This window comes from Simplicispira psychrophila DSM 11588, assembly GCF_000688255.1.
Taxonomy (GTDB): domain Bacteria; phylum Pseudomonadota; class Gammaproteobacteria; order Burkholderiales; family Burkholderiaceae_C; genus Simplicispira; species Simplicispira psychrophila.
In genome coordinates, this window is the sequence record NZ_JHYS01000001.1 from 241,096 (window position 1) to 262,598 (window position 21,503).

The following is a 21,503-nucleotide window of genomic DNA, read 5'->3' on the forward strand; positions in this document are numbered from 1 at the left end:
GCTTTCAGAAGATCAGCGGACGGTGCCCGCCGCTGGCGTGGGGGCCGAGCCCATCACGTCAGAACGGCGAACTTCAGTGAAATACATCCAGATGAGCGAGACCCAGACCACGCCGTACATCAGCATGAAGGCGCTGGAGCGCACGCCGGTCAGGTCCATCAAGACACCGAAAGCGATCGGCAGCAAAAAGCCGCCCATGCCGCCGGCCAGGCCCACCATGCCGCTGATGGCGCCGATGTTGGTCGGGTAGTCATCGCTGATGTACTTGAAAACGCTGGCCTTGCCGAAGGCAAAAGCAATGCCGAGGATGAACATCAGCCCGGTGAAGGCGTACACGTTCAGGCCGATATGGAAGGTCTTGGCGCCGTCCACGGTCATGATGGTGAAATCGGTCTGCGGGTAGCTGAGCAGGAACAGGCACACCCAGCTGACCCACATCACCCACCAGGTGATGCTGTGCGCGCCGTACTTGTCCGAGAGCCAGCCACCAATGGCGCGCAAAACGCCCCCGGGCAGTGAAAAACACGCTGCCAGCAGCGCGGCGACACGGATATCGAGGCCGTATTCGCCAACGTAGTACTGCACCATCCACAGCGACAGCGCCACATAACCGCCAAAAACGATGCTGTAGTACTGGCAGTACTTGAGCACCTTGGGATCTTTGAGGGCCTTGAGTTGTTCAGAGAACTTGACGTTGCTGGACACCAGATGGGCTGGGTCGCTGTAGCTGAACAGCCAGAACAGCACCAGCGTGCCAAGCATGATGGCGGCATAGACGTGCGGCACCATGGTCCAGCCAAAGGCCACCAACAACACCGGGGCGACGAACTTGTTGACGGCAGCGCCCGAGTTGCCGGCACCGTAGACTCCCATCGCCGTACCCTGGCGGCTTTTGGGAAACCAGCGCGCCACGTAAGGTGTGCCGACTGAGAACGAACCGCCCGCCAAGCCGACAAACAGGCCAATGGTGAGGAAATGCCAGTACGCGGTGGCGTAGCCCATGATCCAGATCGCCGGCACCGTCACGGCCATCAGCATCGCCATGACGATACGGCCACCGTATTTGTCCGTCCAGATGCCCAGCGGCACGCGGATCAGCGAGCCCGTCAGCACCGGCATGGCGGTAAGCAGGCCAAATTGCGTCGAACTGAGGTTCAGCAGTTTCTTGATCGGGATGCCGATCACGCCAAACATCATCCAGACCATGAAGCAGACCGTGAACGCCAGCGTGCTGACAATCAAGACCGACCAGGCCTGTCGGGTTCGTTCGGGACTTTCACCCGCAGACAGCGGAGCTCTTGCCATTGCGCGATACCTCTCTTGTTGAGAGATGCATCGTCGCCAAAGCACCCGGGTTTGCCCATCCTTCAGCAGAGCCATGGCGGCAAGGCAAAAGAACTAGACCCGGGCGTTAACCCCTAGTCCCAAAGGACTACTGTCCCGTGCGCAGGCGCTCTAGCAGTCCGGCGGTGGCGCCATCCAACCCGGTACGATCACCGCTGGCCAGGCGCGGTTCGATGTCGGTGGCCAATTGCTTGCCCAGTTCTACGCCCCACTGGTCGAAGCTGTTGATGCCCCAGATGGAGCCGGCGACAAACACGCGGTGCTCGTACAGCGCAATCAGCGCGCCCAGCGACGCCGGGTCCAATTGCTCCAGCAACAACACGCTGCTGGGCCGGTTGCCACTGAAATGGCGGTGGCCGCAGGCGCTGTCTCGCCCCAGCATCAGCGCCTGCGCCTGCGCCAGCGCGTTAGCGACCAGACGCGGGTGTTGCCCGGGCAGGTCGCGCCCACCGCAGCGCAGCACGATGAATTCGACTGGAATCACATCCAGCCCCTGGTGGATCATTTGGAAAAAGGCGTGCTGGCCGTTGGTGCCCGGCTCGCCCCAGACCACCGGCGAGGTGGCGTAAGGCAGCGTGCGGCCTTGCCAATCCACACCCTTGCCGTTGCTCTCCATCTCCAGTTGCTGCAAATACGCCGACAGGCGCCGCAACCCATGGCTGTAGGGCGCAATGCAGCGGCTGGTAAAGCCGTGGAAGTTGCGGTACCAGACGTCCAGCAGACCCAAACGCACTGGCAGATTGCGCTCTAGCGGTGCGTTGAAAAAATGTCCGTCCATGGCGTGCGCGCCGGCCAGCAATTCTTTGAAGGCAGCAGCGCCAACGGCAATGGCAATTGGCAGACCAATCGCCGACCACAGTGAAAAACGCCCGCCCACCCAGTCCCAAAAACCAAAAGTGGTGCGGATACCAAAGGCAGCGGCCGCCTCGATATGGGTGGTGAGCGCAGCAAAGTGGCGTGCCAGTGGCAACGGCGCATCTACATCAGCACTCCCGCCGTGCGCCAGAAACCAGTCGCGCGCAGCATGGGCATTGACCATGGTCTCGGCGGTAGTGAAGGTTTTCGAGGCGATCAAAAACAGCGTGCTTTCCGGCCGCAACTGGCGCAACAGGCTACCCAACTCCATGCCATCGACATTGGAAACAAAGTGCACGCGCTGGCCGTCTTGCCAGCGGTCTTGCAGCGCGGTCACCACCATCGCCGGCCCCAGGCCCGAGCCGCCAATGCCGATGCTGACGATGTCGGTGATGGCCGCATCACTGCGCACGCTGTCCGCGTAGCGGAGCATGGCGTGCAGTGTGGTCTGCACATCGCGCTCGGCATTTGCTATTAAATCAGTAGCTTGTAGCGCTTTATCTACATGGGCTACAGGCTTATTTCTTAATAAATGGTGCAGTACTGCGCGTTGTTCGGTGTGGTTGATGGGCGCACCGGCCAGCATGGCGTCACGGTGTGTTTCCAGGCCACATTCGCGTGCCAGCGCCAGCAACAGCGTCTCGGTCGGCACATCGATGCGGTTGCGCGACAAATCGGCAAACACATGCGGCGCTTCTTGGCTGAAGGCGGCGTAGCGGCCCGCGTCGGCAGCAAAAGCGGCGCGCACATCGAAGTGGCGACCAGCGCTGTCAAAGTGCGCGCGCAGCGCAGCCCAGGCGCACGTGTGGTCACAGCGCACACGCGGGTCTGGGAGAGCCTCAAGAACGTCTGGCGCAGGCGGCTGCATTCAGTGCGCGAGCATCAGTTGTTCAAGCTTGACGGCATCTGTCACAAAAGCGCGAATGCCCTCGGCCAGTTTTTCTGTCGCCATGGCGTCTTCATTGAGCGCGTAGCGAAAGCCGGCCTCGTCATAGTGCACGGCGGGCAGCTCCAGCGCCTGCGCAGCTGGCGCGTCCAGCGCGCGTTCCAACGGGGTGTCGGTAGCGGCCATTTGTGCCAGCAGGTCGGGGGCAATCGTCAACAGGTCACAACCGGCCAACGCCGTGATCTGACCAACGTTACGGAAGCTCGCACCCATCACCTCGGTGGCAATGCCAAAGTGCTTGTAATGGTTGTAAATGGCGCGCACCGACTGCACGCCCGGGTCATTGGCGCCGGCCATGGCGGCTTCGTCCCAGCGGGCGCCGGCCTGTTTTTTGTGCCAGTCGTAAATGCGCCCGACAAAGGGCGAAATCAGCTGTACCTTGGCCTGACCACAGGCGACGGCCTGGGCAAAGGCAAACAGCAAGGTCAGGTTGGTGTGGATGCCGCGCTGCTCCAGCTGGCGCGCGGCTTCAATACCTTCCCAGGTGGCGGCAACTTTGATCAGCACGCGATCAATGTGGATGCCTTCGGCCTGGTACATCTCGATGAGGCGCTCGGCGCGGGTGATGGTGGCGCTGGTGTCAAAGCTCAGGCGCGCATCGACTTCGGTGGAGACCCGGCCCGGAATGATCGACAGGATCTCGCAACCGAAGCGCACTAGCAGGCGGTCCATCACCTCGGCCAGGTCGCGGCCACGCCAGCGCTCAACCACTTCGCGCAGCAGCGGGGCGTAATCGCTTTTTTGCACGGCCTTCAGGATCAGTGACGGATTGGTGGTGGCATCTTGGGGACGGAACTGCGCCAACTGGCGAAAGTCCCCGGTGTCGGCCACCACGGTGGTGAATTGTTTCAGTGCGTCGAGCTGGTTCATGTTGATGGCAAATCCTTGCGGTAAACCCCGGCCAATGGCCCGGGGGCAGAACGGGGGCAGATGACAATCCCCGAGTGTATGCGGCCCCACCAGCCGCTCGACGCGTACAGATGCAAGTACCGATACAAGCCGGTTGCCACCGCGAAACCGGGTTACATTGCCCTTCCCTCTTTTTTCAGTGGGTCTGCCATGAGCTTTGATCTGGTTTTATTGGGCGGCACCGGCGACCTGGCCTGGCGCAAATTGCTGCCGGCGTTGTTCCAGGCCTTTCGCCATGGCTCGCTGCCCGAGGGGGGCCGCATCCTTGGCGTGGCGCGCGAGGCATTCGACAGCGACACGCAGTACCGCGACTGGGTGGCGCTGCGCCTGGAAGCCATAGAGGGCGAAAAGCGCCCGACCAGCGAAGAATTTGCCCGCTTTGCCGCCCTGCTGCACTACGTGCGCGCCGACCTGTCCCAACCCGACGACTACGCCGCCTTGGCCGCGCGCCTGCACGAGCGCCAAGCCGACAGTGTGGTGCTGTATCTGGCCACGGCGCCGGCGCTGTTTGCCAGCGTCGCCGAGCAGCTGGGGCGCAGCGGACTGGCCACGCCGCAAACGCGCATCGTGCTGGAAAAACCACTGGGCCACGACTTGGCCAGCAACCGCGCCATCAACGCCAGCGTGCTGCGCCACTTTGGCGAGCACCAGGTGTTTCGCATCGACCACTATCTGGGCAAACCGTCGGTGCAAAACCTGCTGGCGCTGCGCTTTGGCAACACGCTGTTTGAGCCGCTGTGGCGGCGTGACACCATTGCCAACATCCAGATCACCATCGCCGAAACCCTGGGAGTGGAAAAGCGCGGCAGCTTTTACGACGGCACCGGCGCACTGCGCGACATGGTGCAAAACCATGCCTTGCAACTGCTGTGCGCCGTGGCCATGGAGCCGCCGGTCAACGCCAGTGCCGACGCCATCCGCGACGAAAAGCTCAAGGTGCTGCGCTCGCTGCGCCCGTGGACCGCAGAAACACTGGCGCGCGACGCCGTGCGCGGCCAATACACTGCCGGCCAGGCTGCTGGCGAGCGCGTACCGAGTTACCGTGACGAACCGGGTGTTCACTTAGACAGCCATACCGAAACTTTTGTGGCCCTGCGTACCGAAATCCACAACTGGCGCTGGGCCGGCGTGCCGTTTTACCTGCGCACCGGCAAGCGACTGGCATCGCGCGAAGCCTTCATCGTGGTCAATTTTCGGCCCACGCCGCACGCCATTTTTCGCACGCCGACCGACAGCGCCAACCGGCTGGTGATCCACCTGCAACCGCGCGACGGCCTGGATCTGCACCTGTTTGCGGCGGCGCAGGCACCGCGCCGGCCGGCAGCCCCGGCGACTTCAGCCACCCCCCTGCTCTCGGCCGTGTCGCTGAACATGGATTTTGACCAGCGCTTTGGCGCCGAGCGCGTCGGCGCTTACGAGCGCCTGCTGCTGGACGTGCTGGCGGGACGGTTGAATTTGTTTGTGCGCAGCGACGAGCAGGAAGCCGCCTGGGAATGGGTCGAGCCCCTGCTGGATGCCTGGGCCCAGGCCGAAGAAAGCCCGCGCGGCTATGCCGCGGGCACTTGGGGCCCCAGTGCCGCCAGTGCGCTGCTGGCACGCGACGGCTACTGCTGGACCGAAGAATGCTGAGCAGCACGGCATATCACCCACGTGGCCACCATGCTTGATCGCATCGCCGCCTCCCTGTCGTCACTGGCCCCCGCCGAGCAGCGCGTAGCACGGCTGGTGCTGCTCGATCCACGTATTTTTGCCCGCCTGCCGGTGCGCGAGCTGGCGGCGCGCGCCCAGGTCAGCAAGCCCACCGTGGTGCGGTTTTGCCGCAGCATGGGCTACGACGGCTTGGCCGATTTCAAGCTCAAACTGGCCGGCAGCGTCAGCGAAGGCGTGCCGTTTATCCACCGCAGCGTGGATGCCGACGACAAAACCAGCGACGTGATGGTCAAGGTGGTGGACAACGCCGTCGCCGCCTTCTTGCAATACCGCAATGCGGCCAGCACCGTGGTGTTGGAGCGCGCCGCCAGTGCCATTGCCGCCACCTGGCAGACTGGGCGGCGCATTGAGTTCTATGGCGCCGGCAATTCCGGCATCGTGGCGCTGGACGCGCAGCACAAATTTTTTCGTCTGGGTGTCACCAGCCTGGCCACCAGTGACGGCCACATGCAGGTGATGAGCGCCACGCTGCTGGGCCCGGGCGACTGCGCCCTCATCATTTCCAACTCGGGCCGCACGCGCGACCTGATGGACGCGGCTGAGATTGCGCGCAAGAACGGCGCCACCACCATCGCTATCACCGCCAGCGGCTCGCCCTTGGCCAGCGCTTGCCATATCCACTTGGCCGCCGACCACCCGGAGGGCTACGACCGCTACAGCCCGATGGTCTCGCGCTTGCTGCACCTGCTGGTGATTGATGTATTGGCGACCTGCGTCGCGCTGCGCATCGGGCCACCGCTACAACCGCTGCTGCAGCAAATGAAGGACAACCTGCGCGCCAAGCGCTATGCGTAAGCAGTCCAGGCGAATATACGGTTAAATCAGCGTCAAACCCAGCTACAGCAAGCGCTGATAGCTACTATTTTAATAGTCTTCAAACACGCCCGTAGGTGGCCGTGAAGGTGGCTTGCGCCAAGGTGTTGGCGTGGACCATAAAGCCGGCCAAAGCGGCGGTGGCATCGTTGGGAATATCCAGCCTGTCCACGCCCAGCGCATAGACGGTAAAGACGTAGCGGTGCGGCGAATCACCCGGGGGCGGACACATGCCGCCCCAGGCGTAGGCGCCGTAGTCGTTGCGAATATGCCGTGCCGGTGCCGGCAGCCCGGTGCCACCCTGCGCGCCGGCATGGGCCACCAGTTGCGTGGTGTCAGCCGGCAAATCGACGACAAACCAATGCCACCAGCCCGATCCGCTGGGCGCATCCGGGTCATACACCGTGACGGCAAAACTGCGCGTGCCGGCGGGAGCGCCTTGCCATTGCAGCACCGGTGAGCGGTTCTGACCCGAGCAGCCAAAGCCATCGAACTCAAACACCGGGCCAATGCTTGCGCCGTTGGCGATATCGGGACTGGAAAGCGTGAAAGTAGTCATACCAAAGCTCCTTGAAACATAAACACCCTCACCCTACAGCGCCGGCAAGGGCATGGCCTGCTCCGCCAAGCTGGCATGCAGAGCAGCACCCAGCGGCAAAATTTCGTCGTTAAAGTCATAACGGCTGTTGTGCAGGCCACAACTGCCCATACCGGCCTCATTGCCCTGACCAAGGCGCAGATAAGCGCCAGGCTTGTTTTGCAGCATGAACGAGAAATCCTCCGCGCCCATGCTGGGTTCGAGATCGCGCACCAGGTTTTCTGCACCCACCAGCGCCTGCGCCACATCGCCGGCAAACACCGCTTCAGCTTCGGTGTTGATGGTCGCCGGGTAAATGCGCTCGTAATGCACCGTCGCCGTGGCACCAAAACCCAGCGCAATGGCACTGCACAGGTCACGTAAACGCTGCTCCACCAAATTTTGCACGGTATGGTCAAAGGTGCGCACCGTACCCACCAACGTGGCCTTGCCCGGCATCACGCTAAACGCCCCGAGATCGCCCGCCTGCATGGCGCACAGGCTGACCACCGCGCTTTGCAGTGGGCGCACGTTGCGTGCCACGATGCTTTGCGCCGCCGTGATGATGTGTGCCGCCACCAACACCACATCCACTCCTTGGTAAGCGTGCGCACCATGGCCGCCGCGCCCAGTGATCTCGATGGTGATGCGGTCGGCGGCGGCCATCATGGCGCCGCTGTTGAGTCCCACCGTGCCGGCCTTCATCGCCGGCCAGTTGTGCATGGCATAGACCGACTGCACCGGAAAGCGCTCAAACAGACCGTCCTCCATCATCACACGCGCACCGGCCAGCCCTTCTTCACCGGGCTGAAAGATCAGCACCGCCGTGCCATCGAAGTTGCGCGTCGCCGCCAGGTAGCGCGCCGCGCCAATCAGCATCGCCGTGTGGCCATCGTGCCCGCAACCATGCATCAGGCCCGACTTGGCCGATCTCCAGGGAAATTCGTTGTCCTCGGTCATGGGCAGGGCGTCCATATCGGCACGCAGGCCGATCATGCTGCCACTGGCCGTACTGCGCCCGCGAATCACAGCGACGATGCCGGTGCGGCCAATGCCATCGTGGATTTCATCGACACCGCACACGTTGAGCGCCTCTTTGACGCGCGCACCGGTGTAAACCTCTTCAAATCCCAACTCAGGGTGCGCGTGCAGATCGCGGCGCAGGGCCACCAACTCGGGGTAATACTGGCGGATGTGCGCAAAAGCGCGGCCACCAACCTTGAAACGGGGAACTTGCATCCATCGGCTCCAGCAAAGCCCATGCGCCATGCTGACCATGTGCGCGGGCCGGTCGTACACAACAAAAAGATGGCCGATTGTGCCGCGCCTAGGCTGAGCGCACAAAGCACAAATAGAAAACAAAAAGCCGCCAACCCGAAGGTTGGCGGCTTTTTTTATCCGCTGAAAGCTGGCTTACGCCAGCCATTCATTAGAAAGCGTGGCGAATGCCGACTTGGAAGCCGGTTTGGTTGCGGCCAGCGTCAGCAGCCAAGGGCAGGCCAACGCCGCCCAGGTTGACATCCGAGAAGTTCTTGTTCTTCAGGAAAGCAGCCGTGCCATACACAGCGGTGCGCTTGGACAGGTCATAGACATAACCCACCGACAGCTGCTGTGCGTCGTCCTTGCTGTTCTTCAGGTCGTATGCAGCGTACTGCAGCTTGACAGTGCCGGGGCCGACAGGAGCGCTGACGCCCAGCAGATAGTTGGTGTACTTGCCTTCTGCGGTGGTCAGGTTGTCTTCAAACTTCACGCGCTGAACCAAGCCCGACACCTTCAGCATGCCCAGGTCGTAAGAAGCGCCAACCGACAATTGAGTGCGGTCAGCGTCAAAGCCCAGACCAACTGTCTGGTTGTTCTTATCCAAAGAAACCGTCACGCTGATAGGACCGTTGTCGTAAGCAGCGTAGCCGCCGATATAGCGGTTGGTCTTGTTGCTGCCAGTGGATTCGCCAAAGCCGTAGTTCAAGGCGCCAGTGAAACCACCAAAGTTAGGCGTGTAGTAAGCCAGCATGTTGCTAGCACGAACACCATTGAAGTCACCGGTCGTACCGGTCAGGTTGCCGCTCCAGCCCAGGAACTGGCCCATGCCGACTTGGCCGAACAGATCGTAAGCGCTGGTCTTGTAGCCAGCGGTCAGGTCACGACCCAGACGGACTTCACCGAAACCGCCCATCAGGCTGAGGGTCGAACGGCGCTTGAAGTTCAGGCCAGCAGCAGTGCCGTCATCAGGAGTGATTTCGCCTTCGAGCCAGAAACCAGCCTTCAGGCCGCCGCCGAGGTCTTCAACACCGCGGAAACCGAGGCGGCTGGTAGCGTTGCCGCTGTTGGCCAGACCGTATTTGTTGTCGCCGCCGCTGTTCTTGACGTAGCCCACACCGGTATCAACGATACCGAACAGGGTGACGGAAGATTGGGCCATTGCGGCGCCGGAAGCAGCCAGAACGGCCAGGGCAATCAGGGATTTTTTCATTGAAATTACTCCAAGGTTAAACGTAGGGCACCGGCTCGGTTGGGATTACAGATGCAGCATCTGCGCAGTCCGCCGGTTGCCCGGGCCAACCTCCTGGTGGGGAAGTTATGGCTATTGCACCAGACCGGGCCCAGTTGCGCAAAGAAATTCCCCCAGAATGGAGTGCAAAACGATAAAACCGTTGCTACCCCACAACATCCAGCAAGACAGGCGCATATCTGGCATAAGCGCCCTGAATGCAGGTCTGTTTCGCTCGCAGGACAATCTGGAAATGTCCGCTCTCGCGGCTCGCATTGCACCCACTCCAAGGAACAAAATATGGACAAATTCCTGACGGCCGCTGATGCCGCCCTGCGCACCCTTTTTGCTGCACCGCGTGCCACGCAAGACTCGCCAGCGCGGGCCATTGCCCCCGCCTGCCTTGCGCCAGAAGAAAGGCAACTCTCAGGCGCCCTGATGCGCGTGAACCATGTGGGGGAAATCTGTGCGCAAGCGCTCTACACCGCCCAGGCGGCCGTGACGCAGGACGCCGCGTTGCGCGCGCACCTGCTTGAAGCTGCCCGCGAAGAAGGCGACCATCTGGCTTGGACGCGCGAGCGCCTGCAAGAATTGGGCGCACGTCCCAGCCTGCTCAATCCGCTGTGGTACGCCGGTGCTTTTGCCGTGGGTTTGGTGGCATCCAAAATCAGTGACGGCGTCAGCCTGGGTTTTGTCGTCGAAACCGAAAACCAGGTCGCTGCCCATCTGCAAAGCCACCTGCGCCGTCTGCCCGAACAGGACTTGGCCTCGCGCGCGGTGGTGGCACGCATGAAAGACGATGAAGAGCGCCACGCCACCAATGCGCTGGCGGCGGGCGCCATTCCCTTGCCCGCACCGGCGCGCGCCCTGATGCGTGCTGCGGCCAAGGTGATGACGACGACCGCGCATTACGTTTGAGGCGCTGGGTTGGGCGCCTTACGCCTCCAGCACCTCAAAGCTGGTGCTGATGGCAGCGGTTTTGCCGAGCATGATGCTGGCCGAACAGTATTTCTCGTGGCTCATGGCAATGGCGCGTTCGATGGCAGGCGCAGGCACGTTCTTACCGGTGATGCTGAAGTGCATGTGGATTTTGGTGAACACTTTGGGATCGGTGTCGGCGCGCTCAGTGGTCAGTTTGACGCTGCAACCGCGCACATCGTGGCGGCCGCGCTTCAGGATCAGCACCACGTCGTAAGCGGTGCAACCGCCGGTACCCGCCAGTACCGTTTCCATCGGCCGGGGCGCCAAGTTTTGCCCACCGTTGGCCGGGTTGACGGCATCAGGGGCACCATCCATCACCAGCGTGTGGCCGCTGCCGGTTTCTGCGACAAACCCCATGCCGGAGCGCGTACCCGCCGCGCCCGTCCAGCTCACTGTGCATTCCATGTCCATATTTCCTTGTTGTGCCTACCGTTGGATATGAAGTCCGGCAGGCACCGCCTGCAATGATCTTCAAAAGAGTGTGGTTATTTTGCTGCATCGCAACAACATTCACAGCCGCATGGGTAGAATCCCTAACATTGCAGCACATGAATTTACATGCGCTGATTGGCAAATTTCCCTGCAACTGCCATGCAACGATTGTCTCCTCCATCTCCTTAAAAGGATGGATTCAGCCCCCAGCCTCACGGCTAGGGGCTTTTTTTTGGCTTATCGAGGCAGGCCCCCTGTGGCGCTTCTGAGCGCCGTTCCTGCGCGCCTATGATGGTTGCCGCCCGACCCCACGCACGGTGGGCGCCGCCATTTCGCATCTCCGACCCCATGAACCAGCACCTCACCCCCCTTGATTACCTGAAGAAGATCCTGACCGCGCGTGTCTATGACGTGGCCATCGAGTCCGATCTGGAGCCTGCACGCAACCTGAGCCAGCGCCTGCACAACACAGTACTGCTCAAGCGCGAAGACCAGCAGCCGGTGTTCAGCTTCAAGCTGCGCGGCGCCTACAACAAGATGGTGCATCTGACGCCCGAGCAGTTGGCACGCGGCGTGATTTGCGCCTCGGCCGGCAACCACGCCCAAGGCGTGGCGATGAGTGCGCGCAAATTGGGCACCCGCGCCGTGATCGTCATGCCGACGACGACACCGCAACTCAAAGTGGACGCGGTGCAGGCACTGGGCGGCGAAGTGGTGCTGCACGGCGAGAGCTACTCTGACGCCTACGGCCACTCGATCGAGCTGCAAAAAGAGCAAGGCCTGAGCTTTGTGCATCCGTTTGATGACCCGGATGTGATCGCCGGCCAGGGCACGATTGCCATGGAGATCCTGCGCCAAGTGCAAAAGCTGGGCAACAACCGGCTCGACGCAGTGTTTGTCGCCATCGGCGGCGGCGGGCTGATTGCCGGCGTGGCCAACTACATCAAGGCGGTGCGTCCGGACATCAAGGTGATTGGTGTGCAAATGAACGATTCCGACGCCATGGTGCAGTCGGTCGCCGCCGGCCAGCGCGTCACACTGACCGATGTCGGCCTGTTCTCGGATGGCACCGCCGTCAAGCTGGTGGGCGAAGAAACCTTCCGCATCGCCAGCGGCTTGGTCGATGAGTACATGACGGTGGACACCGACGCCGTCTGCGCCGCCATCAAAGACATCTTTGTCGATACGCGCAGCATCGTCGAACCCGCCGGTGCGCTGGCCGTGGCTGCCATCAAACAATACGTGGCCACGCACCACACCAAGGGCGAAACCTACGCCGCCATCTTGTGCGGCGCCAATATGAACTTCGACCGCCTGCGCTTTGTCGCCGAGCGCGCCGAAGTCGGCGAAGAGCGCGAAGCGCTGCTGGCGGTCAGCATCCCCGAAGAGCGCGGCAGCTTTCGGCGTTTTTGCGAAACCATCGGCGGTCTGCCGGGTGGCCCGCGCAACGTCACCGAATTCAACTACCGCATCAGCGACGCGGCCCGCGCGCATGTGTTTGTCGGCCTGACCACGCACGGCAAGGGCGAGTCGGCAAAAATCGCCCACACCTTTAGCCAGCACGGCTTTGACGCCCTCGACCTGACGCACGACGAGCTGGCCAAAGAGCACCTGCGCCACCTCGTCGGCGGCCATTCGGCGCTGGCGCAAGACGAACGCCTGCTGCGCTTTGTCTTCCCCGAGCGCCCCGGTGCTCTGCTGAAATTCCTGAGCCTGATGCAGCCGAGCTGGAACATCTCGCTGTTCCACTACCGCAACCAGGGCGCGGACTACGGTCGCATTCTTGTCGGTCTGCAGGTGCCGGCCGGTGACGCTGGCGCCTTCGACGCCTTCCTGGCCACGCTGGGCTATCCGTATGTCGAAGAAACGCTGAATCCGGCCTACCGCCTGTTCCTGCAGTCGCCCGCCAGCGCCGCCTGACACTTCAAGGCAAATGAGCCTCTAGCGCTTATGCAGCAAGCGCTGAAAGCTATTATTTTTGATATTTAAAACAGCAATTACCATGCAAGCCGTGCGCCATTACCTGCTGGCGGTGCAGTTTTTCACCCGCCTTCCGGTCACCGGGCGGCTGGCCGATTGGGTCGGCTACAGCCCGGCGATGCTGCGCGCCAGTGCGGCGCACTTTCCAGGTGTCGGTTGGCTGGTGGCGGCGGTAGCGGCAGGGGTGTACACGGCGCTGCATTTCGGTCTGGGCGCACAGCCGTTCGCAGCGTTGGTAGCAGCGGTGTTTTGCACCCTTACCACGGTGCTGGTCACGGGCGGTTTTCATGAAGACGGCCTGGCCGATGTCGCCGACGGCCTGGGCGGCAGCTCCCAGCGCAAGCGCGCGCTGGACATCATGAAAGACTCACGCATTGGTGCCTTTGGTGCCATGGCGCTGGTACTGGTGCTGCTGGCCAAGGTCAGCCTGCTGGCGCTGCTGGGCGCGCACAGCCTGAGCGCCGCGCTGTGCGCGCTGCTGGGCGGCCACGTGCTGTCACGCTTTTGGCCGCTGTGCTTGGTGCGCACGTTGCCCCACGTTGGCGATACCGCTAAATCCAAAAGCAAGCCGCTAGCGGACCAAATCAGCAACTTAGCGTTGCTGACAGCCGGTTTATGGTGTTTTATGCCACTAGCCCTTGTTTGGTATACGCAAGCAGCTCTTTTTTTGATAGTGGCAATAGTGTGTAGTGCCCTTGGTGCAGCGCACATGGCACGGCGTTTTGCGCGGCGGCTACAGGGCTTTACCGGCGACTGCTTGGGCGCGGTGCAGCAGGTCAGCGAAGTGGGGTTTTACTTGGGCGCAGCGCTGGCTTTGGGGCCGTTGGCGGGCTTTTTAGCACCGTGACAGCGCCATCACATTGCGGACGTTTATGGCTGGTGCGCCACGCGCAGCCGCTGATCGCACCGGGCATTTGTTACGGCGCGCTGGATCTACCTGCCGATGCAACCGCCACGGCGGACAGCGCCCAACGCTTGGCAGCAGCACTGCCGCAGCGCCTGCACATACACCACTCACCGCTACAAAGATGTGAGCTCCTAGCGCATATATTTAAAGGGCTACGGCCTGATTTGATGTTTAAAACAGCACCTGAGTTGGTGGAGTTTGACTTTGGCTGCTGGGAAGGCCGCGCTTGGGAAGATATTCCGCGCACCGACATCGACGCTTGGACGGCGCAGTTTGCCAACTACCGCCCCGGCGGCGGCGACAACTTGGCGGCGATGCTGGCGCGCGTATCGAACGCTTTAAGCGCTGCGCAGCAGGAATGCGCTGATGGAAGTGATGTGCTGTGGATCACCCACGCCGGCGTGGCGCGCTGCGTGCAGTGGTTATTGCAGGCAGCGCCGGAACAAATACGCCGCGCCGACCAGTGGCCGCGCAGCGCGCCAGGCTACGGCGAATGGGTGTGTTTTGCGCTGCCGCAGGCTACGGCCTGACGACCAGAATTACTCCTCGCGCCCGCCGCCAATGCCCAGCAGCATCAACAGCGCTTGAAACACGTTGAACAAGCTCAGATAAACGCCCAGCGTGGCGGTGATGTAGTTGGTTTCCAAGCCGTCTTTCACCCGCTTCAGGTCGTGCAGGATGAAGGCGGTAAACACGCCAATCGTCAGCACCGAAAGGGTGATCATCAGCGCGCTCGACTGCATAAAGATATTGGCAATGCCTGCCACCATGATCAACAGCGCGCCGACAAACAGCCATTTGCCCATGCCCGACAGATCGCGTTGGATGACCGATGACAGGCTGGCCATGCCCAGAAAAATCACGCCAGTGCCGGCAAACGCCGTCATGATCAGTCCGGCACCATTGGCCTGACCCAGCACGCTACCGACCAAGCGCGACAGCATCAGCCCCATAAAGAACGTAAAGGCCAGCAGCACGGCGACGCCAGCAGCGGAGTCTTTGGTCTTTTCGATGGCGTACATAAAGCCAAACGCGCCGCCCAAAAACACCATCGCGCCGATGCCGGGCGACAGCGCGCTGGTCAGGCCGGTGGCCACGCCAATCCAAGCGCCCAAAACGGTGGGCACCATCGACAGCGCCAGCAGCCAATAGGTGTTGCGCAGCACTTGGTTGCGCTCGGCGGGGGTGGTGGCGGCGGCGTCATACGCGCCATAAATGGGGATTTGGTTGCTCATAAATTCAGTGCTCCATTCATACAAAGAGGTGTTTACTTGGCCGCAGCGCGGGCAGCTTCGGCCTTGGCTTTGGCCTCATCGGCTTTGCGCTGCAAGTCCTGCGCTTCTTTTTCTGCGGTGGCAGCGGCTTCTTTGGCCTTGGCCGCCTCAGCTTCTTTGGCCTTGGCGGCTTCTTTTTCCTTGTCGCCCGACAGGCTACCGGCCAGCGCATTGCCGGCCATTGAACCCACCACACCACCGACCACCGCCGCGCCCATGGTGCCCATCAGGCCCGGGCCAGCGGCGGCAGGCGCTGCAACAGCCGGAGCGGCGGCAGCCGCAGGAGTCGCAGGAGCCGCAGGAGCCGCGGGTGCAGCCACAGGTTTTGCTGCGGTCACCGGGGCGGCTACCGGTTTTTTTTGCAGGCTGACCGGGGCCGATTTGCCGCCGCCCAAGCGCTTGGCGTGCGCCAGTGAAGGGGCCATCAGCGAGGTGATGGTCAAGGCCATGACGGCAGCGGCGGTGGCACGAAAAGAAGAAGTTTTGCGCATGAAAATATCCTGGGTCAATAAAAAATAAACGGCTTTTTGCGTTCAGGCAGTGACATTAACGCCTTCTATCAATCGAAAAAAGCAGAAAATAATTGAATCTATTTCCTGTAAAAACTGAATATGAGCTTGGGTTTCAACCACCGCCATCTGTATTACTTCTGGGTCGTGGCCCAAGAGGGCAGCATGACGCGCGCGGCGCAGCGGTTGGACATGGCGGTGCAAACCGTCAGCGCGCAGGTGCGCGAACTGGAACGCGACCTGGGCTGCCAGTTGCTGCGGCCGGCGGGGCGAGGGCTGGCCCTGACCGATGCCGGCGTCGTGGCGCTGCAGCAGGCCGAGCAGATATTCCAGTTGTCGCAAGCCTTGCCCGAACAGGTGCTGGCCACCGTGCAAGCGCCGTTGGTGCGCCTCGCAGTGGGCATTGCCGATGGACTGCCCAAGCTGGAGGTCCAGCGCCTGCTGCAACCAGTGCTGGCCGTGGCCCATCTGCGCCTGGTCTGTGACGACGGCGAAATGGCCGACCTGCTGGCCGACCTGGTGTTGCACAAGCTCGACGTGGTGCTGACCGACCACCCCGCGCCGCCCAACTTGCAGCTGAAAGTACACAGCTATTCGCTAGGCACCTCGGACATCGGCTGGTATGGCGCACCACACTGGTGGGCGCTGGCGCATGCCGACTTTCCAGCATCGCTGGATCAGGTGCCCGTGCTGCTGCCGACCACGCACTCGGTGGTGCGCGGCCAGCTGGATCGGTGGCTGCAGCAACAGGGCTTGCGCCCGCGGATCGTCGGAGAAATTGAGGACAGCGCGTTGCTGGAGACGTTTGGCAGCACCGGTCTCGGGATTTTTCCGGCGGCGCTGGCCGCGCAGGAGGCCTTGTTCAAACGCAGTCAAGTCCAGCTGATTGGCGCCTGCGCGGGCGTGCAGGAGCACTACTACGCCATCAGCACCGAACGCAAGGTGATGCATCCGTTGGTGCAGCAGATGCTCGGGCAGGCATGACGTTGGTGCGCAAGGCCGCGACTGCTGGGCCTACCGGATACCGATAGAATCCCGCCTCCATGTCGCACCGCCTCCTTGCCCTTCTTGCCTTGCCGCTGCTTTGGGCTGCGGTTTTGCTCGTGTGGACGCCGGCCTTCGCAGCCCCTCTGGCCGCGTCCACCGCCTGGAGCGAACGCACTGTCAGCACAGAAATCCCGGCGGCAGCGCACGAGCGCGGCCTGGCAGCTTGCTGCGATGGGGGTCTGGGCGGCGTGGCGGATCTGTCCTCTGAAGAACCCGAGCCGCCGCAAGCCGCCGCGCCTGCCCCGGGCGCGCCAGCCGAGTGCAGCGGTTGGTTGGCCGCTGCCAGCACGCCCTGGCCCTCGCGCGCCCCGGACCAACCCCTGCGCCCGCCAACGGCCCTGCCGCCGGTTTGAGAGGCCGATCGGGGCGTTGTGCCCGACCGCTTGGTGGCTGCTGCTGTAGAGGCATCGGGCCACCGTTCACAGGACCGCACCATGCGGCAAAAAATCATGGAATTTCTGTTTGACCCGAATGTCTGGATCGCTTTTGCGATGCTGACCGCCCTTGAAATCGTCTTGGGCATTGACAACATCATTTTCATTTCCATCTTGGTCGGCCGATTGCCACCCGAAATGCGCGACAAGGCGCGCCGCATCGGGCTGGGCTTTGCCATGGTGTCGCGCCTGGGCTTGCTGTTCGCGCTCAGTTGGATCATGGGCCTGACGGCGGACCTGTTCCACGTGGCCGAGATGGGCATCAGCGGACGCGACTTGGTGCTGCTGTTGGGCGGTCTGTTTTTGCTCTACAAGGCGTCGCACGAAATTTTTGTCGAAGTCGAAGCGCGCGAGGAAAAGGCCCCGGCACCATCGGACGCGGCGGCCGTACAGGCGGCAGGCAGCCGCATGTTCTGGGCAGTGATCGGCCAGATTGCGGTGATTGATATCGTGTTTTCGCTCGATTCGGTGATCACTGCGGTGGGCATGGTCGATTCGATCGGCGTGATGGTCGCTGCCGTTATCACTTCGGTGGGCGTGATGCTGATAGCGGCGCGACCGATTGGCGAATTCGTCGATCACCACGTCTCGGTCAAGGTGCTGGCGCTGGCCTTTTTGGTGATGGTGGGTATGGCGCTGACCGCCGAAGCCTTTGACCAAGAAGTGCCCAAGGGCTACCTCTACGCCGCGATGGCATTCTCACTAGTGGTCGAAGCCCTCAATCTTCGCGCGCGGGCAAAGCGAAAACTGAAGGAACACGGGTCGCAGCCCAGCCACTGACGCGGCTACGGGCGCCCCGCTACTTCCAACGTCACCGAGGTGGGGCCGCGCACAGCAGCCCCCAGACGCGCTTGCCGCAGGCCAACGCTTTGCAGCACCAGGCCCGCATCGACCTGCGCCCCAACGCGGAACGGTTTCGCGGGCTGGTTGTCCACGGCGATCAGCGCGGCGCCGGCGCCGCTGCTGCGCCCGGCCAGCACGCCGATCAAGGCAAAACGGCTGGCCACCGAGGCCACCACGGGCGCAGGCGTCTCCAACGTTACCGCGCCCAGCAAACGTGCCAGTGCCCGGGCATCCGGTACCGGCAAAGCGGCAGCCACCGCCGGCACCGGCACACCCGGCGCTGGCGCAGATAAACGCAGTCCCCAATAGACGACACTGGCCCCGGCGAGCAGCCAAAGCGCCAACGTTGCCAGGCGCACGGCCCAGTTGCTGTCTGTATTTATCACCATCGCAGGATTATCATTCAGCCGATTCACCCGCCCCGCTTTCGCTTTACCCTTGGCCTTTTGTGCCTTGTCTGTCTGCCCCACACCATGAAACCCCTCCTCTTGCCTGCCCGCACCGTGCGCCGCCATCTGGCCGCCGGTTTTACCCTGATCGAGCTGATGGTGGTGCTGGTCATCATCGGCGTGCTGGCGGCGCTGATCGTGCCGAATGTGCTGGACCGCGCCGACGACGCGCGCAGCACCGCCGCGCGCACCGATGTGACCAATGTCATGCAGGCGCTCAAGCTGTACCGCCTGGACAACCAGCGCTACCCCACGTCCGAACAAGGTCTGCAGGCGCTGATCAGCAAACCCACCGCCGCCCCGCTGCCGCTGAACTGGCGCCCGTACCTGGAAAAGCTGCCCAACGACCCCTGGGGCCGGCCTTACCAATACTTGAACCCCGGCGTCAAAGGCGAGATCGATGTGATGTCCTTCGGCGCCGATGGCCAGCCTGGCGGCGAGGGCAAGGATGCAGATATTGGCAGTTGGCAATAAACCAGTGCGCTCCCACCGCGCTCGCCGCGCCCATGGCTTCACGCTGCTGGAGTTGCTGGTGGTGCTGAGCATCATGGCGCTGGCCACGGTCGGTGTCGGCTTGACGATGCGCGACGGCACGCAGGCGCAGCTGGAGCGCGACGCCGAGCGGCTGGCGGCGCTGCTTGAATCGGCGCGGGCCCAGTCGCGCGCCAGTGGTGTACCGGTGTACTGGCAGGCACAGCCCGGCGGTTTTCGTTTTGACGGCCTGCCGACAACAAACCATGCCCTGCCGACGCAGTGGCTCGACCCGGCCACCGGGGTGCGCGGAACGGGCACGCTGGTACTCGGGCCAGAGCCTTTGATCGGCCCGCAGCAGGTCACTTTGACCCAATCCACGCACCCCGAACACGCCCTGCGCGTGAGCACCGATGGCCTGCGCCCGTTTACCGTCGAGGCGGCGCAGTAAGTAGCGCCATGACCCGTCCCATGACGCCAGCGCAGCGCGGCTTTACCTTAATTGAAGTGTTGGTAGCACTGGCCATCGTGGCCATTGCGTTGCTGGCCGGTTTGCAGGCGACCAGCGCACTGACGCGCAACGCCCTGCGCCAGGCCGAAGTGCTGCTGGCACACTTGTGCGCAGAAAACACCCTCGTCGCCATCCGCCTGGGCCAGCAGATGCCGCCGGTGGGCGACAGCACGCAGACCTGCGAGCAGGCCGGCCGCACGCTGAACGTCAGCCTGGTGGTGCGGCCCACGCCCAACCCGCTGTTTCGCCGCGCCGATGCGCAGGTGCTGGATGGCGATCTGCCCGTGCTGCGCCTGACCACCATCGTCGGGCGCCGCTGAGCATGGCCCAGCGTTCTTTGGCCAATCCACGGCGTTCACGCGGCTTCACGCTGATTGAACTGCTGGTGGCGCTGGCGGTGATGGCGCTGCTGGCCATCGTCAGCTGGCGCGGGCTGGACGGCATGGTGCGCGCGCAAGAACAGACCCGCCAACGCGGCAACGAGCTGCTGGTGCTGCAGGCAGCGCTGGCGCAGTGGGGCACCGACCTGGATGCGCTGCTGCCGCTGGCCCATACCGTCCCGCTGGATTGGGACGGGCAGGTGCTGCGCATCACGCGGCGCAGCAGCGCCGTGCCCGACCCCGGCGCGCTGGTGGTGGCGTGGACGCGGCGCAATGTACAGGGCCAAAGCCAATGGCTGCGCTGGCAGTCGCTGCCGCTGCGCACCCGCGCCGAGTGGCAACAGGCGTGGCAACAAGCGGCGATCTGGTCGCGCAACCCCAGCGACGCCGACCAGCGCGCCGAAATGGTGCTGATGCCGCTGACCGACTGGCAGATTTTCTATTACCGGGGCGGCGCCTGGAGCAACCCGCAGTCCAGCAGCGACGCCAACCCGGAGGCCGATGCGCCGGTCAGCATCAGCCTGCCGGACGGTGTGCGCCTGCAACTGCAGCTGCCGCCCGGCCAGGCGCTGGCCGGACGCCTGACACGCGACTGGGTCAATCCGCTGCAGGGCGGGGGCAAGTCATGAGCAGCGTGCGCCATATGCGCCAAAGCGGCGCGGCACTGCTGGCCGCCATGCTGACGGTGACGCTGGTGGCGACCTTTGCGGCGACGGCCATGTGGCAGCAGTGGCGCGCCATCGAGGTCGAAACCGCCGAGCGTGCGCGCGTGCAGTCGGCGTGGATTCTGGTTGGCGCACTCGACTGGTCGCGCCTGATCCTGGCCGAAGACGCCAGCACCGGCAATGCCGACCACTTGGCCGAGCCTTGGGCGATACCTCTGCAAGAAGCGCGCCTGTCCACCTTCTTGGCCGCCGACCGCAACGTGGCGCAGGTCGAAGACGCCAGCACCGACACCAGCGACGCCTTTTTGTCCGGCCAGATCATCGACCTGCAGTCGCGTCTGAACCTGACCCAGCTGGCCGACGACAACGGCGTGAACGAAGATGCGCTGGCGCAGTTCACCCGCCTGTTTGCGCAACTGGGACTGGCGCAGGGCGAATTGACCGCCCTGACCGAAGCTCTGCGCACAGCGCAAAACAAAGACGACGCCAATGCCCCGCTGCTGCCGCAAACCCTGGAGCAGCTCACCTGGCTGGGCGTGGCGCCCGCCACCGTGACCGCCCTGGCACCGAACGTGGTGCTGCTGCCCGAGCGCAACCTGCGGCTGAACCTCAACACCGCCGATGCGCCGGCGCTGATGGCCAGCATCGAAGGCCTGGATGCCGCGGGCGCCAACAAACTGATCGCCGTGCGCCAGCTGCAGCACTTTCGCACGCTGGCCGACGCACGCGCACTGCTGGGCGGCGGCGTGGAACTCAAAGAAGGCCTGCACGGCGTCTCCAGCAGCTACTTTGAAGTGCGCGGACGCCTGCGCCTGGACGACGTGACGGTGCATGAGCGCTCGCTGGTGCGCCGCACGGGGCGGGCCGTCAGCACCGTCTGGCGCCAGCGCGGCGCCGCTGTGCTGGGCAACGCTGGCACTACCTCAGCCCCCTGAGCCTGCATTTGGAAACCAGGCTCGAACCTACAATGGCCCGCGA

24 protein-coding genes are annotated in these 21,503 nt (G+C 63.1%); 14 read left to right on the forward strand and 10 right to left on the reverse strand.

The window, feature by feature from the left end; genetic code table 11:
* Positions 1-12: 12 nt before the first annotated feature.
* The 3 genes from Q390_RS0101000 to tal all read right to left on the reverse strand — a co-directional run bounded on the left by Q390_RS0101000 (position 13) and on the right by tal (position 4,015).
* The gene (locus Q390_RS0101000) at positions 13-1,305 is read right to left on the reverse strand and encodes an MFS transporter (protein ID WP_027994394.1); all 1,293 of its coding nucleotides are present in this window, start codon (positions 1,303-1,305) and stop codon (positions 13-15) included.
* 127 nt (positions 1,306-1,432) lie between these two features.
* The gene (gene pgi / locus Q390_RS0101005) at positions 1,433-3,067 is read right to left on the reverse strand and encodes a glucose-6-phosphate isomerase (RefSeq protein ID WP_051602964.1); all 1,635 of its coding nucleotides are present in this window, start codon (positions 3,065-3,067) and stop codon (positions 1,433-1,435) included.
* On the reverse strand, positions 3,068-4,015 hold the full coding sequence (gene tal, locus Q390_RS0101010; protein ID WP_027994396.1) for a transaldolase: 948 nt from the start codon (positions 4,013-4,015) through the stop codon (positions 3,068-3,070).
* A gap of 189 nt (positions 4,016-4,204) precedes the next feature.
* Here tal and zwf point away from each other — a divergent pair, with 189 nt between their 5' ends.
* Both zwf and Q390_RS0101020 read left to right on the forward strand, forming a co-directional pair.
* Positions 4,205-5,683, forward strand: a complete 1,479-nt coding sequence (gene zwf, locus Q390_RS0101015; RefSeq protein ID WP_027994397.1) for a glucose-6-phosphate dehydrogenase — start codon at positions 4,205-4,207, stop codon at positions 5,681-5,683.
* Between the two features lie 30 nt (positions 5,684-5,713).
* Positions 5,714-6,559: a MurR/RpiR family transcriptional regulator gene (locus Q390_RS0101020; protein WP_027994398.1), complete on the forward strand. Its 846-nt coding sequence runs from the start codon at positions 5,714-5,716 to the stop codon at positions 6,557-6,559.
* 79 nt (positions 6,560-6,638) lie between these two features.
* Here Q390_RS0101020 and Q390_RS0101025 read toward each other — a convergent pair whose 3' ends face one another.
* From Q390_RS0101025 to Q390_RS0101035, 3 genes are all read right to left on the reverse strand, one after another.
* Complete coding sequence (locus Q390_RS0101025; RefSeq protein WP_027994399.1) at positions 6,639-7,136, reverse strand: YbhB/YbcL family Raf kinase inhibitor-like protein; 498 nt, start codon at positions 7,134-7,136, stop codon at positions 6,639-6,641.
* Positions 7,137-7,169: 33 nt separating this feature from the next.
* Positions 7,170-8,393 (reverse strand): M20 aminoacylase family protein, encoded by a 1,224-nt coding sequence (locus Q390_RS0101030; RefSeq protein WP_027994400.1) that lies wholly within the window; start codon positions 8,391-8,393, stop codon positions 7,170-7,172.
* A gap of 190 nt (positions 8,394-8,583) precedes the next feature.
* Entirely contained in the window at positions 8,584-9,624 is a 1,041-nt protein-coding gene (locus Q390_RS0101035) for a porin (protein WP_027994401.1), read from the reverse strand.
* A 318-nt stretch (positions 9,625-9,942) separates the two neighbouring features.
* Between Q390_RS0101035 and coq7 the strand changes: the two genes are divergently transcribed.
* Positions 9,943-10,560 (forward strand): 2-polyprenyl-3-methyl-6-methoxy-1,4-benzoquinone monooxygenase, encoded by a 618-nt coding sequence (gene coq7 / locus Q390_RS0101040; RefSeq protein WP_027994402.1) that lies wholly within the window; start codon positions 9,943-9,945, stop codon positions 10,558-10,560.
* Positions 10,561-10,578: 18 nt separating this feature from the next.
* On the opposite strand, the gene Q390_RS0101045 is transcribed toward coq7, so the two are convergent.
* A complete protein-coding gene (locus Q390_RS0101045) occupies positions 10,579-11,028 on the reverse strand; it encodes an OsmC family protein (RefSeq protein WP_027994403.1) in 450 nt (149 codons plus the stop codon).
* A 375-nt stretch (positions 11,029-11,403) separates the two neighbouring features.
* Here Q390_RS0101045 and ilvA point away from each other — a divergent pair, with 375 nt between their 5' ends.
* From ilvA to Q390_RS0101060, 3 genes are all read left to right on the forward strand, one after another.
* The gene (gene ilvA / locus Q390_RS0101050) at positions 11,404-12,975 is read left to right on the forward strand and encodes a threonine ammonia-lyase, biosynthetic (protein WP_027994404.1); all 1,572 of its coding nucleotides are present in this window, start codon (positions 11,404-11,406) and stop codon (positions 12,973-12,975) included.
* Positions 12,976-13,057: 82 nt separating this feature from the next.
* Positions 13,058-13,882 (forward strand): adenosylcobinamide-GDP ribazoletransferase, encoded by an 825-nt coding sequence (gene cobS / locus Q390_RS0101055; RefSeq protein WP_027994405.1) that lies wholly within the window; start codon positions 13,058-13,060, stop codon positions 13,880-13,882.
* Positions 13,883-13,914: 32 nt separating this feature from the next.
* Positions 13,915-14,472: a histidine phosphatase family protein gene (locus Q390_RS0101060; RefSeq protein ID WP_342666074.1), complete on the forward strand. Its 558-nt coding sequence runs from the start codon at positions 13,915-13,917 to the stop codon at positions 14,470-14,472.
* A gap of 9 nt (positions 14,473-14,481) precedes the next feature.
* Here Q390_RS0101060 and Q390_RS0101065 read toward each other — a convergent pair whose 3' ends face one another.
* Together Q390_RS0101065 and Q390_RS0101070 are read right to left on the reverse strand one after the other, a co-directional pair.
* Positions 14,482-15,177 carry a Bax inhibitor-1 family protein gene (locus tag Q390_RS0101065; protein ID WP_027994407.1) on the reverse strand — a complete coding sequence of 232 codons (696 nt, stop codon included), beginning with the start codon at positions 15,175-15,177 and terminating at the stop codon, positions 14,482-14,484.
* Between the two features lie 32 nt (positions 15,178-15,209).
* Positions 15,210-15,707 carry a hypothetical protein gene (locus tag Q390_RS0101070; protein ID WP_037471972.1) on the reverse strand — a complete coding sequence of 166 codons (498 nt, stop codon included), beginning with the start codon at positions 15,705-15,707 and terminating at the stop codon, positions 15,210-15,212.
* A 120-nt stretch (positions 15,708-15,827) separates the two neighbouring features.
* Here Q390_RS0101070 and Q390_RS0101075 point away from each other — a divergent pair, with 120 nt between their 5' ends.
* The 3 genes from Q390_RS0101075 (at position 15,828) to Q390_RS0101085 (ending at position 17,986) form a co-directional block, all read left to right on the forward strand.
* Positions 15,828-16,709: a LysR family transcriptional regulator gene (locus Q390_RS0101075; protein WP_027994409.1), complete on the forward strand. Its 882-nt coding sequence runs from the start codon at positions 15,828-15,830 to the stop codon at positions 16,707-16,709.
* 59 nt (positions 16,710-16,768) lie between these two features.
* Entirely contained in the window at positions 16,769-17,125 is a 357-nt protein-coding gene (locus Q390_RS0101080) for a hypothetical protein (RefSeq protein ID WP_156949785.1), read from the forward strand.
* An 81-nt stretch (positions 17,126-17,206) separates the two neighbouring features.
* Positions 17,207-17,986 (forward strand): TerC family protein, encoded by a 780-nt coding sequence (locus tag Q390_RS0101085; protein WP_027994411.1) that lies wholly within the window; start codon positions 17,207-17,209, stop codon positions 17,984-17,986.
* A gap of 5 nt (positions 17,987-17,991) precedes the next feature.
* Here Q390_RS0101085 and Q390_RS0101090 read toward each other — a convergent pair whose 3' ends face one another.
* Entirely contained in the window at positions 17,992-18,438 is a 447-nt protein-coding gene (locus Q390_RS0101090) for a hypothetical protein (RefSeq protein ID WP_027994412.1), read from the reverse strand.
* Between the two features lie 84 nt (positions 18,439-18,522).
* Between Q390_RS0101090 and gspG the strand changes: the two genes are divergently transcribed.
* The 5 genes from gspG to gspK are packed head-to-tail and all read left to right on the forward strand — an operon-like array spanning position 18,523 to position 21,460.
* A complete protein-coding gene (gene gspG / locus Q390_RS0101095) occupies positions 18,523-18,972 on the forward strand; it encodes a type II secretion system major pseudopilin GspG (RefSeq protein WP_027994413.1) in 450 nt (149 codons plus the stop codon).
* Positions 18,947-19,420, forward strand: coding sequence for a GspH/FimT family pseudopilin (locus tag Q390_RS0101100; protein ID WP_027994414.1), 474 nt, complete (start codon positions 18,947-18,949; stop codon positions 19,418-19,420). Before gspG ends, Q390_RS0101100 begins: the two co-directional genes overlap by 26 nt.
* A gap of 8 nt (positions 19,421-19,428) precedes the next feature.
* Positions 19,429-19,800, forward strand: a complete 372-nt coding sequence (gene gspI / locus Q390_RS0101105; RefSeq protein WP_027994415.1) for a type II secretion system minor pseudopilin GspI — start codon at positions 19,429-19,431, stop codon at positions 19,798-19,800.
* Between the two features lie 2 nt (positions 19,801-19,802).
* Positions 19,803-20,489, forward strand: coding sequence for a PulJ/GspJ family protein (locus Q390_RS0101110; RefSeq protein ID WP_037471913.1), 687 nt, complete (start codon positions 19,803-19,805; stop codon positions 20,487-20,489).
* Positions 20,486-21,460, forward strand: a complete 975-nt coding sequence (gene gspK / locus Q390_RS17150; RefSeq protein ID WP_156949787.1) for a type II secretion system minor pseudopilin GspK — start codon at positions 20,486-20,488, stop codon at positions 21,458-21,460. The genes Q390_RS0101110 and gspK overlap by 4 nt, the downstream gene beginning before the upstream one ends.
* Positions 21,461-21,503 lie beyond the last annotated feature (43 nt).

Bases quoted from the DNA above. Each gene is read 5' to 3' on its own strand.
- Q390_RS0101025 (WP_027994399.1), bottom strand. From the start codon at position 7,136: ATGACTACTTTCACGCTTTCCAGTCCCGATATCGCCAACGGCGCAAGC.
- ilvA (WP_027994404.1), top strand. From the start codon at position 11,404: ATGAACCAGCACCTCACCCCCCTTGATTACCTGAAGAAGATCCTGACC.
- Q390_RS0101035 (WP_027994401.1), bottom strand. From the start codon at position 9,624: ATGAAAAAATCCCTGATTGCCCTGGCCGTTCTGGCTGCTTCCGGCGCC.
- Q390_RS0101085 (WP_027994411.1), top strand. From the start codon at position 17,207: ATGCGGCAAAAAATCATGGAATTTCTGTTTGACCCGAATGTCTGGATC.
- Q390_RS0101065 (WP_027994407.1), bottom strand. From the start codon at position 15,177: ATGAGCAACCAAATCCCCATTTATGGCGCGTATGACGCCGCCGCCACC.
- gspI (WP_027994415.1), top strand. From the start codon at position 19,429: ATGACCCGTCCCATGACGCCAGCGCAGCGCGGCTTTACCTTAATTGAA.
- coq7 (WP_027994402.1), top strand. From the start codon at position 9,943: ATGGACAAATTCCTGACGGCCGCTGATGCCGCCCTGCGCACCCTTTTT.
- gspK (WP_156949787.1), top strand. From the start codon at position 20,486: ATGAGCAGCGTGCGCCATATGCGCCAAAGCGGCGCGGCACTGCTGGCC.
- Q390_RS0101045 (WP_027994403.1), bottom strand. From the start codon at position 11,028: ATGGAATGCACAGTGAGCTGGACGGGCGCGGCGGGTACGCGCTCCGGC.
- Q390_RS0101090 (WP_027994412.1), bottom strand. From the start codon at position 18,438: ATGGTGATAAATACAGACAGCAACTGGGCCGTGCGCCTGGCAACGTTG.
- Q390_RS0101070 (WP_037471972.1), bottom strand. From the start codon at position 15,707: ATGCGCAAAACTTCTTCTTTTCGTGCCACCGCCGCTGCCGTCATGGCC.
- pgi (WP_051602964.1), bottom strand. From the start codon at position 3,067: ATGCAGCCGCCTGCGCCAGACGTTCTTGAGGCTCTCCCAGACCCGCGT.
- Q390_RS0101080 (WP_156949785.1), top strand. From the start codon at position 16,769: ATGTCGCACCGCCTCCTTGCCCTTCTTGCCTTGCCGCTGCTTTGGGCT.
- zwf (WP_027994397.1), top strand. From the start codon at position 4,205: ATGAGCTTTGATCTGGTTTTATTGGGCGGCACCGGCGACCTGGCCTGG.
- cobS (WP_027994405.1), top strand. From the start codon at position 13,058: ATGCAAGCCGTGCGCCATTACCTGCTGGCGGTGCAGTTTTTCACCCGC.
- gspG (WP_027994413.1), top strand. From the start codon at position 18,523: ATGAAACCCCTCCTCTTGCCTGCCCGCACCGTGCGCCGCCATCTGGCC.
- Q390_RS0101110 (WP_037471913.1), top strand. From the start codon at position 19,803: ATGGCCCAGCGTTCTTTGGCCAATCCACGGCGTTCACGCGGCTTCACG.
- Q390_RS0101030 (WP_027994400.1), bottom strand. From the start codon at position 8,393: ATGCAAGTTCCCCGTTTCAAGGTTGGTGGCCGCGCTTTTGCGCACATC.
- Q390_RS0101020 (WP_027994398.1), top strand. From the start codon at position 5,714: ATGCTTGATCGCATCGCCGCCTCCCTGTCGTCACTGGCCCCCGCCGAG.
- tal (WP_027994396.1), bottom strand. From the start codon at position 4,015: ATGAACCAGCTCGACGCACTGAAACAATTCACCACCGTGGTGGCCGAC.
- Q390_RS0101075 (WP_027994409.1), top strand. From the start codon at position 15,828: ATGAGCTTGGGTTTCAACCACCGCCATCTGTATTACTTCTGGGTCGTG.
- Q390_RS0101100 (WP_027994414.1), top strand. From the start codon at position 18,947: ATGCAGATATTGGCAGTTGGCAATAAACCAGTGCGCTCCCACCGCGCT.
- Q390_RS0101000 (WP_027994394.1), bottom strand. From the start codon at position 1,305: ATGGCAAGAGCTCCGCTGTCTGCGGGTGAAAGTCCCGAACGAACCCGA.